15 protein-coding genes and 1 riboswitch are annotated in these 16,417 nt (G+C 37.3%); of the genes, 8 read left to right on the top strand and 7 right to left on the bottom strand.

What is annotated here, in order from left to right; translation table 11 throughout:
* Nucleotides 1-9: 9 nt before the first annotated feature.
* Nucleotides 10-612 (bottom strand): glycerol-3-phosphate 1-O-acyltransferase PlsY, encoded by a 603-nt coding sequence (plsY, locus tag ACQKNC_RS10535; protein ID WP_427424797.1) that lies wholly within the window; start codon nucleotides 610-612, stop codon nucleotides 10-12.
* Between the two features lie 694 nt (nucleotides 613-1,306).
* Here plsY and parE point away from each other — a divergent pair.
* The 3 genes from parE (at nucleotide 1,307) to ACQKNC_RS10520 (ending at nucleotide 6,381) form a co-directional block, all read left to right on the top strand.
* Nucleotides 1,307-3,286 (top strand): DNA topoisomerase IV subunit B, encoded by a 1,980-nt coding sequence (parE, locus tag ACQKNC_RS10530; RefSeq protein WP_427424796.1) that lies wholly within the window; start codon nucleotides 1,307-1,309, stop codon nucleotides 3,284-3,286.
* Nucleotides 3,279-5,711, top strand: a complete 2,433-nt coding sequence (gene parC, locus ACQKNC_RS10525; protein ID WP_427424795.1) for a DNA topoisomerase IV subunit A — start codon at nucleotides 3,279-3,281, stop codon at nucleotides 5,709-5,711. Before parE ends, parC begins: the two co-directional genes overlap by 8 nt.
* A gap of 232 nt (nucleotides 5,712-5,943) precedes the next feature.
* Complete coding sequence (locus ACQKNC_RS10520; RefSeq protein WP_427424794.1) at nucleotides 5,944-6,381, top strand: hypothetical protein; 438 nt, start codon at nucleotides 5,944-5,946, stop codon at nucleotides 6,379-6,381.
* 176 nt (nucleotides 6,382-6,557) lie between these two features.
* Here the strand turns inward: ACQKNC_RS10520 and ACQKNC_RS10515 are convergent, their stop codons facing one another.
* The 3 genes from ACQKNC_RS10515 to ACQKNC_RS10505 all read right to left on the bottom strand — a co-directional run bounded on the left by ACQKNC_RS10515 (nucleotide 6,558) and on the right by ACQKNC_RS10505 (nucleotide 9,618).
* Nucleotides 6,558-7,280 (bottom strand): DUF4085 family protein, encoded by a 723-nt coding sequence (locus ACQKNC_RS10515; protein WP_427424793.1) that lies wholly within the window; start codon nucleotides 7,278-7,280, stop codon nucleotides 6,558-6,560.
* A gap of 376 nt (nucleotides 7,281-7,656) precedes the next feature.
* The gene (locus ACQKNC_RS10510) at nucleotides 7,657-8,946 is read right to left on the bottom strand and encodes an MFS transporter (RefSeq protein WP_427424792.1); all 1,290 of its coding nucleotides are present in this window, start codon (nucleotides 8,944-8,946) and stop codon (nucleotides 7,657-7,659) included.
* Between the two features lie 63 nt (nucleotides 8,947-9,009).
* On the bottom strand, nucleotides 9,010-9,618 hold the full coding sequence (locus ACQKNC_RS10505) for a TetR/AcrR family transcriptional regulator (protein ID WP_427424791.1): 609 nt from the start codon (nucleotides 9,616-9,618) through the stop codon (nucleotides 9,010-9,012).
* Nucleotides 9,619-10,154: 536 nt separating this feature from the next.
* Nucleotides 10,155-10,264, top strand: a riboswitch (TPP riboswitch).
* A 169-nt stretch (nucleotides 10,265-10,433) separates the two neighbouring features.
* On the opposite strand from ACQKNC_RS10505, the gene ACQKNC_RS10500 reads away from it, so the two are divergent.
* Genes ACQKNC_RS10500 through ACQKNC_RS10480 form a run of 5 tightly spaced genes read left to right on the top strand, consistent with a single transcriptional unit; the run spans nucleotide 10,434 to nucleotide 13,966 of the window.
* Nucleotides 10,434-11,438 (top strand): ABC transporter substrate-binding protein, encoded by a 1,005-nt coding sequence (locus ACQKNC_RS10500; protein ID WP_427424790.1) that lies wholly within the window; start codon nucleotides 10,434-10,436, stop codon nucleotides 11,436-11,438.
* A 1-nt stretch (nucleotide 11,439) separates the two neighbouring features.
* Complete coding sequence (locus ACQKNC_RS10495; protein WP_427424789.1) at nucleotides 11,440-11,730, top strand: thiamine-binding protein; 291 nt, start codon at nucleotides 11,440-11,442, stop codon at nucleotides 11,728-11,730.
* Nucleotides 11,730-12,500, top strand: a complete 771-nt coding sequence (locus tag ACQKNC_RS10490; RefSeq protein WP_427425008.1) for an ABC transporter permease — start codon at nucleotides 11,730-11,732, stop codon at nucleotides 12,498-12,500. Before ACQKNC_RS10495 ends, ACQKNC_RS10490 begins: the two co-directional genes overlap by 1 nt.
* Nucleotides 12,478-13,227: an ABC transporter ATP-binding protein gene (locus ACQKNC_RS10485; protein ID WP_427424788.1), complete on the top strand. Its 750-nt coding sequence runs from the start codon at nucleotides 12,478-12,480 to the stop codon at nucleotides 13,225-13,227. The genes ACQKNC_RS10490 and ACQKNC_RS10485 overlap by 23 nt, the downstream gene beginning before the upstream one ends.
* Complete coding sequence (locus ACQKNC_RS10480; RefSeq protein ID WP_427424787.1) at nucleotides 13,217-13,966, top strand: TatD family hydrolase; 750 nt, start codon at nucleotides 13,217-13,219, stop codon at nucleotides 13,964-13,966. Before ACQKNC_RS10485 ends, ACQKNC_RS10480 begins: the two co-directional genes overlap by 11 nt.
* A gap of 177 nt (nucleotides 13,967-14,143) precedes the next feature.
* On the opposite strand, the gene ACQKNC_RS10475 is transcribed toward ACQKNC_RS10480, so the two are convergent.
* The 3 genes from ACQKNC_RS10475 to ACQKNC_RS10465 form a co-directional block, all read right to left on the bottom strand.
* On the bottom strand, nucleotides 14,144-14,326 hold the full coding sequence (locus tag ACQKNC_RS10475) for a hypothetical protein (RefSeq protein ID WP_427424786.1): 183 nt from the start codon (nucleotides 14,324-14,326) through the stop codon (nucleotides 14,144-14,146).
* A 102-nt stretch (nucleotides 14,327-14,428) separates the two neighbouring features.
* On the bottom strand, nucleotides 14,429-15,973 hold the full coding sequence (locus ACQKNC_RS10470) for a solute symporter family protein (RefSeq protein WP_427424785.1): 1,545 nt from the start codon (nucleotides 15,971-15,973) through the stop codon (nucleotides 14,429-14,431).
* Entirely contained in the window at nucleotides 15,970-16,308 is a 339-nt protein-coding gene (locus tag ACQKNC_RS10465) for a DUF485 domain-containing protein (protein WP_427424784.1), read from the bottom strand. Before ACQKNC_RS10465 ends, ACQKNC_RS10470 begins: the two co-directional genes overlap by 4 nt.
* Nucleotides 16,309-16,417 lie beyond the last annotated feature (109 nt).

Below are 16,417 nucleotides of genomic sequence, written 5' to 3'. Positions count from 1 at the left end.
CTCTCTTCGTTACAGCCATTTCACCTTTGGCTCGGTACCATTTTTAATGCGGGCAATATTCGCTCGGTGACGATAAATGATAAAGGTAAATAAACATGCCACTAAAATACCTAATGCAAAATCACCTGTAACAAAATAATAAACGATTGAATAAATAAGTGCTACTAAAGCGGCAATCATGGAAGTTAAACTTACAATCTTCGTTATTTTTAATGTTACAAAAAAAGCTATAAATAGTAAGACAAATAGAGGCCAAGAATATCCTAAGAGAACCCCTGCTGATGTTGCCACTGCTTTCCCTCCACGGAAACCTGCAAAGATCGGGAACATATGACCAATAACCGCTACTATTCCGAGAATTAGCGAGTGAATGGAGACTTCAGAGAATACAGGAAGAGCTAAGAGTAATACTGCTGCTGTACCTTTTAAGACATCCATAATCGTTACGACTATTCCTGCTTTTTTTCCTAAAATACGAAAAGTATTTGTCGCACCTAAATTGCCACTTCCATGTTGACGAATATCAGTTTTATAAAAAATTTTGCCTATCCATAACCCAGAAGGTATAGAGCCGATTAGATAAGCACATAAAATAATAAGTCCATTTAGCATAGCTGGACTCCTTTCATTCATTGATTATCACTTGGTACTAATAATATGTAACAAATATTCTACACTTTTTCTCTATAATCTACAATGTCATGAAGGAGATTTCTTAGTGTATCTTGAATTCATTACAAAAGATAACTATTTTTCAGGGATTTCTATATGTATATTGAATTTAGGTTAGGCTTTTTGACACGATTCACGTAGCCTGCATGAATGCTTCTCTAAAAATATAGGTAAAATGGCAATTTTGTCAATCTCCCTTTCCTTTGGTAGAATAGAAGTCTATCTTTAATTTCTAGAGTAAGCAAGTATGAATCTTCTTTAGACAGAAGAGACCCATTTTTATATTTATTATTGTACCTGTATATTTTTCAGAGATTATTCAAATGCTTCTGAATGGAAAGATTCAAGCCTTTAGCAATTGTTACCATTTTGAATGACCAGAAGTTAGCCATATGTTGTTTTATTTATGCAACTAATGTTTATTGTCCTGCGTCAAGGGAATAGGATAGTTTGTCATACATATTAAAGCAGCTATTGCAAATTTTACTTCAGGTAAAACAGATCAAAACGACGAAGCTGTGAGGAAATTTTAAAATTTTTTTGGGCCTGTCACTAGATATTGATAGGAAATGCTATTATTATTAGGAAGAGAATATAAATAGAACATGCGTTTGTTTTTTGGAGGGGAATATTTTTGGCGAATAAACAGTCACCAAGCGTCTATAATGATGACGCCATTCAAGTATTAGAAGGATTAGAAGCGGTACGAAAACGACCTGGCATGTATATCGGTTCTACAGATGGCCGTGGACTTCATCACCTTGTATATGAAATCGTCGATAATGCGGTGGATGAAGCACTGGCTGGCTTTGGTTCTCATATCATTGTCAAAATTCATAAAGATCAAAGTATCAGCGTTCGAGACTTCGGCCGTGGAATGCCAACAGGTATGCATAAAATGGGGAAACCAACTCCAGAGATTATTTTCACTGTTTTACATGCTGGTGGTAAATTCGGACAGGGTGGCTATAAAACAAGTGGTGGTTTACATGGTGTAGGTTCTTCTGTTGTTAATGCTTTATCCACTTATTTAGAAGTAACGATTCACCGCGATGGTAAAAAGTATCGTCAACGTTTTGAAAACGGTGGCCATCCTGTGACGACATTAGAAGAAATTGGACAAACAAAACAGACAGGAACACTTGTCCATTTTTTACCGGATGATTCGATTTTCTCTGTAACAAAATACAATTATGATACGCTTGCAGAACGTTTACGTGAGTCAGCATTTTTATTAAAAGGCTTAAAAATTGAATTAATCGATGAACGCGAGGAAGGCAAGGGTGATGTTTTCTTTTATGAGAACGGCATTGAAGCTTTCGTTGCGTATTTGAATGAAGAGAAAGATGTACTTCATCCTGTAAAATATGTTGAAGGGATTCAAGACGAAATTGAAGTAGAATTCGCCTTCCAATATAATGATGGTTACTCTGAAACAATCCTTTCATTTGTTAACAATGTACGTACACGAGATGGTGGGACACATGAAACGGGTGCTAAGGCAGCGTTAACTCGTGTGTTCAATGAATATGCACGAAAAATTGGTTTGTTAAAAGATAAAGATAAAAATCTCGAAGGAACTGACATTCGTGAGGGCTTAGCGGCGATTGTTTCTGTTCGTATACCAGAACATTTACTACAGTTCGAAGGTCAAACGAAGGGTAAGCTTGGGACGAGTGAGGCACGCTCGGCAGTGGATAGCGTTGTCTCAGAGCAAATTTTGTATGTACTTGAGGAAAACGCTGAATTGTCTGCATCTCTTGTGCGTAAAGCCATCCGTGCTCAACAAGTACGTGAAGCGGCTCGTAAAGCACGTGAAGATGCACGAAACGGCAAGAAAAGCAAAAAAGGCAGTACGATTCTTTCTGGAAAGTTAACACCTGCACAATCTCGAAATGCGGCGAAAAACGAGCTGTATTTAGTCGAAGGTGATTCTGCAGGAGGATCTGCCAAACAAGGACGAGATCGTACATTCCAAGCAATTTTACCATTGCGTGGTAAAGTTATTAATACGGAAAAAGCAAAGCTTCAGGATATTATGAAAAATGAGGAGATTTCTACGATTATCCATGCCATTGGTGCTGGCGTCGGTACAGATTTCTCTGTCGAAGATTCAGCATATGACAAAGTCGTTATTATGACTGATGCTGATACTGACGGAGCGCATATTCAAGTGCTACTGTTAACGTTCTTCTATCGATATATGCGTCCATTGATCGAAGCTGGAAAGATATTTATCGCATTACCACCACTTTATAAAATATCAAGAGGTACTGGTAAAAAAGAAGTGATTGAATATGCTTGGACCGAAAATGATTTACAAAAGGCCATTAAAAAAGTTGGAAAGGGTTACATTTTACAGCGCTATAAAGGTCTTGGTGAGATGAATGCAGACCAGCTGTGGGATACGACGATGAACCCTGAAACGCGTACATTAATTCGTGTAACAATTGAGGATGGTGCACGTGCTGAAAGACGTGTAACAACATTAATGGGCGATAAAGTAGAGCCACGCCGTAAATGGATCGAAGCCAATGTAAACTTCGGTATGGAGGATGATTCAAATATTTTAGAAAATGAATTCATCCAACAAGAGGAGGACCAACATGAGTAGTACGGAAAAGTTTCAAGATTTACCTTTAGAAGAAGTAATGGGTGACCGTTTTGGTCGCTATAGTAAATATATTATTCAAGACCGCGCGTTGCCTGATGCACGTGACGGTCTTAAGCCTGTTCAACGACGTATTTTATATGCGATGTTTACAGAGGGGAATACGAACGAAAAACCATTCCGTAAATCTGCAAAAACAGTCGGTAATGTTATAGGTAATTATCACCCACACGGTGACAGCTCAGTATATGAAGCAATGGTGCGCATGAGTCAGGATTGGAAGGCGCGTCATATGCTTATTGAAATGCATGGGAATAACGGTTCTGTTGATGGAGACCCACCGGCAGCGATGCGTTATACAGAGGCAAGACTTTCTGCTATTGCAGCGGAGATGCTACGTGATATTGGCAAGAAAACCGTTGAATTTGTGCCAAACTTTGATGATCAGGATATGGAGCCAACTGTTTTACCATCTCGTTTCCCGAATCTACTAGTTAACGGCTCAACAGGTATTTCGGCCGGTTATGCCACAGACATCCCTCCTCACGCACTTGATGAGGTACTAGACGGTGTTCTGATGCGCTTAGATAACCCAAACACTACTGTAGATGAATTAATGACCGTTATTAAAGGGCCTGATTTCCCAACGGGTGGTATCATTCAAGGTGTCGATGGTATTAAAAAAGCGTATGAAACAGGACGAGGTAAAATCATGGTCCGTGCTCAAGCAGTCGTTGAGCCAATTAAAGGTGGAAAAGAGCAAATCATTATTACGGAATTACCGTATGATGTCAATAAAGCAAATCTTGTGAAGAAAATTGATGAGCAACGCGTGGATAAACGACTTGAAGGAATTGCGGAAATTCGTGATGAATCGGATCGTACAGGCTTACGTGTTGTCATTGAACTGAAAAAAGATGTTCCTGGACAAGGGATTTTAAATTACTTGTTCAAAACAACGGATTTACAAGTAGCTTATAATTTTAATATGATTGCAATCCATAATCGTCGTCCGACAATGATGACATTACCATTGTTACTAGATTCTTATATTGCCCATCAAAAGGAAGTTGTGACGAACCGCTCCATTTATGATTTGCAAAAGGCTAAAGATCGTTCGCATATTGTTGACGGTTTAATCAAGGCACTGTCCATTTTAGATGAAGTCATTGCAACAATTCGTTCCTCAAATGATAAACGAGATGCGAAAACAAATTTACAAGTGAAGTTTGACTTTACAGAAGTACAATCAGAGGCAATCGTTAGCTTGCAATTATACCGTTTAACAAATACGGATATTACTGAGCTTCGCAATGAACAAGATGAATTAAATAAACTTATCGACAAGCTTGAAGGTATTCTTAATAGTGAAACAAAACTTGTACGAGTTATAAAACAAGAATTGCTTGATATTAAAAAACGCTTTACAGAACCACGCCGTTCTAAAATTGAACAAGAAATTGAAGAAATCAAAATTACGTTAGATGTCCTTGTCCCAAGTGAAGAGGTCGTAGTGACTGTCACAAAGGATGGCTATATTAAGCGTACATCTACACGTTCACATTCAGCTTCGAATGGTCAGGATTTTGCTATGAAAGATTCCGATTATTTATTATATGAAGCAACTTTAAATACACAGCATCATCTTCTGCTGTTCACAAATCGAGGTAATTATATTTATCAACCTGTCCATGAACTACCTGATATTAGGTGGAAGGATCTTGGTCAGCATGTTTCAAGTATTGTGCCGACCGGAGAAGATGAATCTATTATTGCAGTGTACGGTTTTGAGACATTTGAACAGGCAAATACGTATATCTTAACGGCTACGAAAGATGGACAAATTAAACGCTCACCTGTAGCAGATTACGCTGTTACACGCTATTCTAAGCCAATCAAAACGATGAATGTCAAGTCAGGCGATGAAATGATTTTTGCAGATATCGTGACGGACGAGGCAGAACTAATGTTAACGACAGATACTGCCTATGCTATTCGTTTCCCAATGGAGGAATTACCGGTAACGGGTGTAAAAACAGGCGGCGTCAAAGGGATTACACTGAAGGACGGAGAAGCATTAGTCGGCGTCAATGTTTTACCGCCAAATGACACAGCATATGTTGCGATTGTGACGCAACGCGGTGCAGTGAAGAAAATGAATGTTGCTGAGGTAGAGATGACGAGTCGTGCGAAACGCGGCTTAAAAGTGTTGACAGAATTAAAGGCGAACCCACATCGTATCGTTGCTGTAGTAAAGGTTACAGATGAGGAACAGTTAATCATCGAAACCGAAAAAGGTGTGCAAGAGATCTTAGATGTACAAGCATTAACTCGAGCAGATCGCCATTCAAACGGCTCCTTTAAAGTAGATATCGCGACAGATGGTGCCATTTCACACGTACTTACGGTCAAAAAAGAAGAGAAATAACAATACTAGCCCATGCTCCTTTACGAGCTGGGCTTTTTTAAAACGCTGTTTTCATATGGAAAAGAAAATTCTAAGGTGTAGCTACAAAATACCTTAATTATTTAGAAAATAAATAAGCATTTACCATATGAAATACAAATAGAGCAAATGCTTATTTTTGCTTTCCACTTACCGAAAATCAAATAATACAATCGTTCAAATGCTTAGAATAGCCTAATAAGGGGGCGACAATGTGCGTGAATTGCTTTTAGAGATAGACATGTTTAGAAATTGGACTAAAACAACAGATTTATCTTTTGGTGAATGGGAGACTGAATATCTCCATTGGGACAGAATATATCACTATGCTAACAAGCTAATAGAAGGTATACCTTTAGAACAATGGAGTTCAAACCTTCTAAATGAATTTTTGTATATTTTAGCCAGAGACAATGAATGTGAAATCATCATTGGGAATTTGATAGACAATCCAAAACAACTATTATCAATTGCTAAATACTCGGTTTCCTTTCCAGACCACGATGCAAGGTGGCAAATAGCTTATGGACTTGGAGTGATAGATGAGGATAACCAAGAAATACAAACTCTTATTAACCAATTTCTACTTGATGAAATTGAATATGTTAGAAAAAGTGCTTCATGTGCCTATGAGAAAAAATGTTATGAATAAATCCTTCTCTAAAAGCAACAAAGTTTACGAAAACATCGGTTTAAAGAAATGGCTGTTTTCTCAAAGATTGTTGCTTCTAGTTTGGCTATCTTCTTCAACTAAAGCCCCTGTTAGTTTAATAAGGACAGCGACGCTTCTTCAACAATCGCGCCCGATTGTTGAAGAACTTTGTTCGACTAAAAGTCCTTACGTGTAAAGGAAACTCGTTCAGCTGAAATAATAAAGTCAATTAACTCGTTCTCTCCATTTTCTAATAATGCATGAAATTCGTATTGATTATTAACTTTATACACTTCCTCATACAACCACCATGTATTTTCTAATAAACCATCTTGTTTTATTAGATGAAAATTTTCAAAGGTTACTTCATCTACATCTGTAAAACCACCTGAATTATCTAAGGTTAATGTTAAATTTGTGTCATTTTGAATTAAATTTATTACCTTACAATCGTGGAATCGAAAATCCTCTACAATTTCTTTATCAAATGAAGTGGAGGCTTCTTTATAATAGCTTCTGTAATTCTCACCAATGGCATTTACTGACCTTTCATTTTCCTCACAAAATTTAGTTACAGCATTTATGACCTTATGGGATGCTGTATATAAAGCGAAAACTCTTAAATCAGCTATCTGTTCTAAAATCATTTGTGGTAATTGCCTTTTTAAAATCATCTGATTTACGATGAAGGCGTTATGAAATTCTTCTGTTGCCTCTTCTTTATTAAAATCAATTGTATACATTTCTTCTCGTAAAGTAAGCCAATCCATTAATTCGCTATTGTAAAGCTGTTGAAAGTATTCTTCTGAAAATAATTCAGCCTTTTGATCTTCCACTAAATTAAGGTGGAAACTTGTTTTTTGACTCAACTCGAACCATTCTTTAGTAAAATATTTCATTATAAACCTCATCCTTCGTATACACTAAGAAATTTAGCGAAATTGTTCAACTACTTTTCTTGTATATTTATCTATTTATAACATAAATAACTAAATAATTTAAATACAAGTTATTCAATAATATGGCCCGATTGTTGAACAACAAGGTAAACACCACTATTCAACTAAACTGCCCCGTTAGCCATCCATGAAGCACAAAAATTAGTACTTCATCACAGAAAATGAAAGATGATTAAGTTCTTTCATGGGAGTTGAATAGCAACAATCTTTTCGAAAACAGCCAAAGAAATAAAGTCGTTTAATAATCTAGGTTTTTTTCATAATAGCGACCAAATGCGAAAAAGCGTTTTCTAATTAGATTTTTTCCAAACAACCTTTAAGAAGAAACAGGTACTTTTCTTTCATTCTGTTCACTAACTTTAGCGTCTAGCGATTTTGTTATTATGTAGTACAAAAATGTACCAGTTAATCCGAGAATAAGGAGTAGTCCGCTCATATATATGGGGCGAATCCACTCTCCAATTATGATTAATAACGAGGATATAATCATTGCTCCGTAGGTAGTCAAGCTATTAAAAGCCATATAGGTGCTACGAGCGTTAGGTGGGGCAAGTTCTCCAATCATTGCCTGTTTAATAGGAATAAACATCAGCTCACCAATTGTTCCAATAAACATGGCAATAAAAAGAACCAACACGCTATTTGATGAAGCAAAAACACTAAAACATATAGAAAAAATCATCATTCCTGTAACAAGAGTCCATCGCTCACTGCATTTTTTAAATATGAATAATACAACAGTTGATAAGAGAACTACAAGAATAGTATTCTCTGTTCGGAGAAAACCAAGCATTTTTGTGCCGTCTACGATGAAATCAATGCCAAACAATGAAGCTGACTGCTGGGGTATATCTTTATCAAGACGAATCCCAATATAGTTCGATAAAGACTGTTCCAAGGTAAAGATCAAGATTGCTCCTAAAATATAAAACATAAACAGCATATCTTTTAAAACGGTTGAATAAGTTTGAAACATCTCTATTAGTGAAAATTCTTTCTTATGAGTAGAAGAAGTCTTAGGTGAAGGTACAGGTAAGTAGGTTTCTGTGATAAAGAATATGGTCATGAATACAGATAGCAAAGAAATTAGTGAAATCCCGATAAATAGCTCAAATAAGTAATTTTTAAAAAGAAATGCTCCAATAATTCCTCCAATTGCAGTTGATAAATTCCCCAACCAGTAGCTAATTGTAAATACAAGCTTTCTCGATTCGGAATTAGTAACATCAATCATCATAGCTTGGGCGGCAGGCTGAAACATTCCTCCACAAAACATATTGATGATGAAGAATGCTGCAGAAATATAAGGAAGGTTAAACCAAGGTGAATTACAAAGTGCTATTAACAGATACGAAAGCAAAATTCCAATTTCAGCATAAATCATTATTTTTTTTCGCCCAATTTTATCTGAAATATGCCCTCCGATAAATCCTCCAATGACACCACTAATCACTATTACTATAAGAATAATAGCCGTTTTAGTAGCTCCGATATTTTGAGTAAAATAAATTGCCAGAAAAGGGGTAACAGCCATAGAAATAAGGCCGCCTAGAAATTGCATGGCTAGGCGAAGTTTGATGTTAGGATGGATATCTCTCAATTTCATATAATCACTCCTATTTAATAATATATTGTCTACTGGTGTTGGTCAGGCAAAGGGGGAGGTGGCTTATTTATTTGAGATTGGCCCAAATAATCTCAGAGCTTGTCTCGAGATATTCTTCTGCATGACGTTTGTATATTCATCAATAAATGTTAAACGCATTCCGTTTAAGATGGATAAGTATGACTCAGCAATTAATGAAGGTGTTTCTTCATAAAAGTACCCAAGCCTTTGACCTTCTTTAATAACCGAATAAATACTGTGTATAAATACTTTTACGAAATCATCTAGTTCCTTAAAAAGCTTTGGGAAACGATCAGGTCTTGCAAGAATCTGCTGAATAAGACGTAAGTATTCACTTCTCGTTGAAAAAAGTTGTATATGGCAATCTATCATTTCCTTCACAACTTCAAGAGGCTCACCTTTAAAATGTTCTTCTAACTCCATAAAATAAGGTTTGATTTCTTCCAATGGCTCCAAAATAGCTACTTCATAAAGTACTTCTTTTGAATCAAAATATGTAAATACGGTACCAAAGCTAACACCAGCTTCTTTTGCTATGTCAGCAACTTTTGTCTCGGCAAATCCATTCACACTATATAATTTAATGGCGGCGTTTAGGATAGTAGATCTTTTTCTCTTCTTTTTTTCATCATTAGTAAGTATAGTTTTCATTTAAACATTCCTTTCATAACAAATGATTGATTAATCAATCAAATTTTATTGTAATTTGTTACCATTGTCAATATAACGAAAGAATTTTTTGTATATTTAGTTATTAATTACGTTAAAAGCATGAGGCCTCAATTACGAGGCCACTGAAAAAGTGGTTTTTTCAATAAAACTCTAATAAAAATCTATCATTAGGATTTAGCGCTCTGGCGTTCGCTTTCCGCGGGCGAGCGACGAGCCTCCTCCTACGCTTTGCTTCGTGCGGGCTCTCGTCTGTCTCGCTTTCCCGCAGGAGTCTCACGCCGCCGCGCTAAATCCTTGCAAAGTAAAATAATCCTCATGCAAAAAAATACTGTAAAAACATCCTATTTTAGAGTTTTTCAGTGTCCTCCTCAATTACAGTGGTGATTTTTTACCTTGCTTTCTTTAAGGAACGATTTACAAATGAGGCTGTGAAATAATAATTCAGCGCTAACGATAAACAGCCCCTTGTCAATTCCGGATTGATATGGGTATAATAATCACGAAAAGTTCATATGGAAAGAATGTAGGGGGGCTGGTGTTGCCAGCTGAGATTGTGTCCGATAGATGCTGACCCTTTGAACCTGATTTGGCTCGTACCAGCGTAGGGAACATCTATTCAAAAAAAGAAAGTTTTTGATACTGATTGTAAAACGTCTGGGTGGAATCCTAGGCGTTTTTTTTATGTTTTTGTAGTATGTGCAAACCTTGGGTACATACTAATTGTGATTACGCTTTCTTCTGGTGAAAACATTCATTCATGTACACTTTCACATTACTTTCTGGGAGGATTAAATATGAAAAAATGGTTATTTATCCTGTTGGCTACACTTTTAACGTTAGTGGGCTGTAGCGAAAAACAGGAAACAAAGGATAAAAACGATGCGAATGCATTAAAAAAGGTATCGGTCGTGCTAGATTGGACGCCGAATACAAATCACACAGGTTTATATGTAGCTAAAAAACTTGGCTACTTTAAAGAACAGGGCCTAGATGTTGATATTTTATTACCTGGCGAAACGGGTGCAGATCAACTAGTGGCGTCTGGTAAGGCTCAGTTTGGTGTAAGCTACCAGGAAGGGATTACACAGGCACGTGTGCAGGGCGTACCTTTAGTATCCGTTGCAGCGATTATTCAACATAATACTTCTGGCTTCGCATCTATTGCATCAAAAGGCATTAAGTCTCCGAAGGATTTTGAAGGTAAAACATACGGTGGTTGGGGTGCACCAGTTGAAAAGGCAGTGTTACAATCACTTATGCAAAAAGATAATGCAGATATTAATAAGTTAGATATTGTCAATGCAGGTGATATGGATTTCTTCACAATGATGAAAAAAGATATTGATTTTGCGTGGATTTATTATGCGTGGACAGGGATCGAAGCAGAACTACGTGGCGAAAAACTAAACATGCTATATTTAACAGATTATAGTGATCAGTTAGATTATTACACACCTGTACTAGCTACAAACGAAAAAATGATTAAGAATGACCCAGAGACAGTAAAAGCATTTGTCGCTGCTGCAGCAAAGGGCTATGAATACGCGATAAATCATCCAAAAGAAGCGGCTGATATTTTATTAGAAGCGGTACCTGATTTAGATAAAAACCTTGTGCATAAAAGTCAGGAATGGCTAGCAGATAAGTATCAAGATGACGCTTCACAATGGGGCGAGCAAAAATTAACTGTCTGGGAAAACTACGCGAAATGGATGACAGACAACAAAGTATTAGAAGGCGAATTTAACGCAAAACAAGCATTTACAAACGACTTTTTACCGAAAAAGGAGACAAAGTAGTATGGCAAACTCATTAATAAGTGTACAAATTATCCCGAAAACTGAAAAATATGAAGATGTGATCCCATTTGTTGATGCAGCGATTGCGGTTATAGACGCTTCAGGGGTTAAATACGAAGTTCATCCACTAGAAACTACAATGGAGGGTGAGTTATCAACTTTGCTACAAATCATTGAAAAAATGAATGACAAGATGATTGAGATTGGCGCTATCAATGTCATTACGCAAGTGAAAATTTTATATCAGCCATCAGGTATTACAATGGATACGCTAACGGAGAAATACCAGTGATGAAACAGGCTTTCAAACAAGGGAGGACGATAATTTTTATCGTCTTCCTCTTATTCATATGGGAACTAATTGTCCGATTTGCAGATGTTCCACAATGGCTATTGCCTGCACCGAGTGCCATTTTGAAAGAAGGCTTTCAATCGTATGATACGTTCTTGCCGCATGCGTTTGCAACTGTTCAATTAGCACTTCTAGGTCTTGCCATCGGGATATTATGTGGGCTAACAGTTGCCGTATTATTACATCGTTTTGCGTTTGTACGGGAGCTATTTTATCCTATTCTCATTATGTCGCAGAATGTCCCTGTGCTCGTCCTAGCACCGTTATTAGTTATTTGGTTTGGCTTTGGTTTATTGCCAAAGCTTATTATTATTTGTCTTGTGTGCTTTTTCCCTATCGTTATTTCGGCAATGGATGGCTTTCGTCAAACCTCGCCTGAACTCAAGCATTATTTTGAAATGATTGGGGCAACGAAAGCACAAACCTTTTGGAAGCTTGAATGGCCCTATGCGTACCCTGCGATTTTTTCAGGCATTAAGATTGCGGCAACGTATAGCGTAATGGGGGCTGTCATTGCGGAATGGCTAGGTGCGAAAAAGGGGATTGGTGTCTATATGACATTGGCACAATCATCATTTCGAACGGATCGTGTGTTTGTAGCGATTTTTGCTATTGTATTTTTAAGTTTACTATTATTTAGTGCTATTCGATTATTAGAAAAGCTTGTTGTGAAGGGAAGAGGCTTACATGCTCAGCATTCAAAACATTGATAAATCATTTGATTCCCTTCCAGTCATTCGTAATTTATCTTTTGAAGTGAAGGACGGGGAATTTGTGGCGATTATAGGCCCTTCAGGAAGTGGAAAAAGCACACTCTTTCAATTAATTGGTGGTGTGACTTCTATTGATAAGGGAGCTATCTTATTAAACGGTACAGATATCCAGCAAAAAAGAGGTACGATTGGCTATATGCCTCAGCAACCATGTTTACTGCCTTGGCGTACGATAGTAGAAAATGTGACGATCGTTGAGGAGCTTCAGCAAAAACCAAATATTGAACGCGCCTTGGAATGGTTAGACAAAGTAGGGCTTGCAGCGTTTGAAAATGCGTATCCAAATGAGTTGTCTGGCGGTATGCAACAGCGAGTGTCATTTATTCGTGCAATTATTAGTGACAAGCCCATTTTATGCTTAGATGAGCCGTTCTCTGCACTTGATGAGTTTACAAGGCTTGAAATGCAGGCGTGGCTTTTATCAATATGGGAGGAATATCGAAAATCTATATTGTTCGTTACACATAGTATCGAAGAAGCTCTCTTTTTAGCCGATCGTATCATCGTACTCACGAAACGGCCAGCGACGATGAAAAAGGAAATTATCGTACCTTTTGCGAGGCCACGACAAGAAGAAATTCGACATTCCGCTACATTTACGGCCCTGAAGCAACAGTTGTTCACGTATTTAAAAGAAGAAAAGGATGACGCGAATGTTGATTGATGCGCATATTCATTTAGATCAGTATATGGAAAATGAAGTACCAACTTTGCTAGAGGAAGTAGAATATGTCATTGCCGTTAGTATGAATCTTCCTTCGTGCGAGAAGACGTTGAAGCTGTCACAAGCCTATGTAAAGGTGAAGGCAGCGTTTGGCTATCATCCTGAACAACCGTTATCTAATGATTCGGAGGAAGACGCTTTATTCGATTGGATACGCCAACATGCTCATGAAATGGTAGCAATTGGCGAGGTAGGTTTACCTTATTATTTGAGTCAGGAGAAGGCAATTGAGGTTCGTCCGTATGTGTCATTGTTAGAACGGTTTATAGTACTGGCAAAGGAATTAAATAAACCAATTGTGTTACATGCGGTTTATGAGGATGCGGCGATTGTTTGTGATTTGCTAGAAAAACATCATGTAACGAAAGCACATTTTCATTGGTTTAAAGGCGATGAGGAAGTGATAGAACGAATGATTCATAATGGGTATTTCATTTCAGTCACGCCTGATTGTACGTATGAAGCGGAGATTCAACAGCTTATTAAACAATATCCAATCGAGCTGATGATGGTAGAAACAGATGGACCATGGCCTTTTGAAGGGCAATTTGACAATAAACGAACATCTCCTTGGATGATGGATCATTCCATAGAGGTTATTGCTTCGATAAAGGGGCTTACAACACAGGAAGCGGCGCGCATCATCACAAGGAATACGACAATATTTTATAATTTATAGCAAAAAACACAGCTGTTCTTTTAAAGAGCAACTGTGTTTTTTGTTAAAAGTACTAGAATCGCTGATAAAGCTCAAACATCGCTGATAAAAGTGCTAGAATCGCTGATAAAGCATCAAACATCGCTGATAAAAATATCAGAATCACTATAATGTCTCATTAAAAGCAAAACACAACCACTAATCATCGTCAGAGTGGTTGTGTTTTCTATACTTTGTAAAATTTTGTTCAAGGCTTTCTTTTTTAGTTTTCGTTAGACGTTCATGTGTACTGAAAGGGGAGAACTGACGATTTTTTTCAACGTCTTTCCCTTTAGTTCGCTTTACATGCATACGCTTCTTTTTTGCTTTTGAGTGTGTCATGTTATCTTACCCCCAATTGTCATTTGTAAATATAGTACCGAATACGGAAGAAAAAGTAAAACCTCGTAAGTATTATTAACTTACGAGGTGGTTGTCATATTATTAGTGAGATACATCTTGTACAGAAATACCTGTGTTTGCTTTAACATCCACTTCACGATATTTCTTAGCATCTGATTCCTTAGAAAGCAATGTTCCGATGAAACCTCCAAGGAAGCCAAGTGGTACAGAAATTATTGCCGGGTTCGTTAACGAAATTAACGGATTCCCAACGAAAATTGCTTTTCCTTCAACTGGATTCCAAAGGTTTGGTGAAACTGCAACAAGAATTAAAGCAGAGATTAAACCTGTTAACATTGCTGTAATAGCACCAGCTGTATTAAAGCGTTTCCAGTAGATTGTATAAATGATTACAGGTAGGTTAGCTGAACCTGCAATACAGAATGCAAGTGATACTAAGAACGCTACGTTTAATGTTTGAGCACCTAGTGCTAAAAGGATTGAAATAACAGCGATTGTAATGGAACCGATACGAGCTGCAAGTACTTGCTCTTTCTCTGTAACTTTACCCTTTTTAATAATTTGACCGTAAATATCATGTGATAGGGCAGATGCGCCAGAAAGCACAAGACCAGCTACCACCGCTAAGATTGTTGCGAAAGCTACCGCACATACGAATGAGAATAAAATGTCACCACCAAGTGCTTTCGCAAGAAGTGGAGCAGCCATATTACCAGCAGCGTTTGCATTAATAATTGCTTCTTTACCAACGAATTTAGCTGCACCGAAGCCTAAGAAGATTGTTAGAATGTAGAAGATACCTACAATCCAAGTAGCCCAAATTACTGAAGAACGAGCAGTTTTCGCATCTTTAACTGTAAAGAAGCGCATTAGGATATGTGGAAGACCAGCTGTACCTAATACTAGAGCGATTAACATTGAAATAGTATCAATACCATTTGAATATTTAAGACCTGGATTCAAGTAAGCTGCACCGCTATCCGTTGCAGTTTCCATTTCTTTGAACATATTTGCAATACTAAAGCCGAATTCTTTTAATACTAAGAATGAAATAATGACTGTACCTAACATTAAAAGACAAGCTTTAACAATTTGTACCCAAGATGTTGCAGTCATACCACCAAATAGTACGTAAGTTGTCATCATAAAACCTACGATTAAAACCGCAACCCAATAATCGATTCCTAAAAGTAATTGAATAAGTGCTCCTGCACCAACTAGTTGTGCAATCATGTAGAATAATACAATTGTAATAGTGCTTAAAGCTGCAGTACCACGAACTTTAGCGCTGTCAAAACGCGCTGTGATCATATCGGCTAATGTAAATTTACCAAGATTACGTAATGGCTCAGCAACGATGTAAAGAACCACTAAGTAAGCTACTAAATAACCGATAGAGAAGAAGAATCCATCAAATCCAAATAATGCAACTGCTCCGGCGATCCCTAAGAAAGATGCAGCTGATAAGTAGTCACCAGCAATGGCTAGTCCATTTTGCCAGCCTGTTAAACCACCACCTGCAGTATAGAAATCGCTTGCAGAAGAAGTTCGTTTTGATGCCCACCAAGTAATAACTAATGTTAAACCAACAATGGCTACGAAGAAGAATATGGCTGTATAACTCATCGGCGGCCACCTCCATTTTCGTATTCAGCGATAATCGCCTTTGCCTCTTTATCAAAACTATTCGCTTTTGCTACATATAAGTGACATAAGCACCAAGTCATGATGAATAATCCTGCTGAATATACCCACACCCAAGTAATTTCCCCAATTGCCTTTTGGTGTAGTATTTTCGTGAACGAAGTAAGAATTGGTAGCAACATGTAAGCTGCTAAGAAGATCGCAGTCATTGACCAAAGAAATGAATTCTTTCTTCGCACAAGAGCTTTAAAGGATTCTTGATTTGCTATAGCATCATAGTCAATCACGACGCCCTTGTTTGTTTGATTGTTCCCCATTAACATTCCCCATTTTGTGTTTATTTTTACTGCTTAAATACTTAATTTTGCTAGTTTAGTGAATTCACATCTTCATTTTATGAGACAGTTCACAAAATTGCAATACATT

Origin of the sequence: Lysinibacillus sp. NPDC094177, assembly GCF_050279145.1 — a bacterium.
Taxonomy (GTDB): Bacteria; Bacillota; Bacilli; order Bacillales_A; family Planococcaceae; genus Lysinibacillus.
The sequence above is the reverse complement of the archived record's forward strand: the minus strand, read 5'-3'. Positions and strand labels throughout refer to the sequence as shown.

Coding starts and splice junctions, on each gene's coding strand:
- plsY (WP_427424797.1), bottom strand. CDS start 612: ATGCTAAATGGACTTATTATTTTATGTGCTTATCTAATCGGCTCTATA.
- parC (WP_427424795.1), top strand. CDS start 3,279: ATGAGTAGTACGGAAAAGTTTCAAGATTTACCTTTAGAAGAAGTAATG.
- ACQKNC_RS10515 (WP_427424793.1), bottom strand. CDS start 7,280: ATGAAATATTTTACTAAAGAATGGTTCGAGTTGAGTCAAAAAACAAGT.
- ACQKNC_RS10510 (WP_427424792.1), bottom strand. CDS start 8,946: ATGAAATTGAGAGATATCCATCCTAACATCAAACTTCGCCTAGCCATG.
- ACQKNC_RS10505 (WP_427424791.1), bottom strand. CDS start 9,618: ATGAAAACTATACTTACTAATGATGAAAAAAAGAAGAGAAAAAGATCT.
- ACQKNC_RS10500 (WP_427424790.1), top strand. CDS start 10,434: ATGAAAAAATGGTTATTTATCCTGTTGGCTACACTTTTAACGTTAGTG.
- ACQKNC_RS10495 (WP_427424789.1), top strand. CDS start 11,440: ATGGCAAACTCATTAATAAGTGTACAAATTATCCCGAAAACTGAAAAA.
- ACQKNC_RS10490 (WP_427425008.1), top strand. CDS start 11,730: ATGAAACAGGCTTTCAAACAAGGGAGGACGATAATTTTTATCGTCTTC.
- ACQKNC_RS10485 (WP_427424788.1), top strand. CDS start 12,478: ATGCTCAGCATTCAAAACATTGATAAATCATTTGATTCCCTTCCAGTC.
- ACQKNC_RS10480 (WP_427424787.1), top strand. CDS start 13,217: ATGTTGATTGATGCGCATATTCATTTAGATCAGTATATGGAAAATGAA.
- ACQKNC_RS10475 (WP_427424786.1), bottom strand. CDS start 14,326: ATGACACACTCAAAAGCAAAAAAGAAGCGTATGCATGTAAAGCGAACT.
- ACQKNC_RS10470 (WP_427424785.1), bottom strand. CDS start 15,973: ATGAGTTATACAGCCATATTCTTCTTCGTAGCCATTGTTGGTTTAACA.
- ACQKNC_RS10465 (WP_427424784.1), bottom strand. CDS start 16,308: ATGGGGAACAATCAAACAAACAAGGGCGTCGTGATTGACTATGATGCT.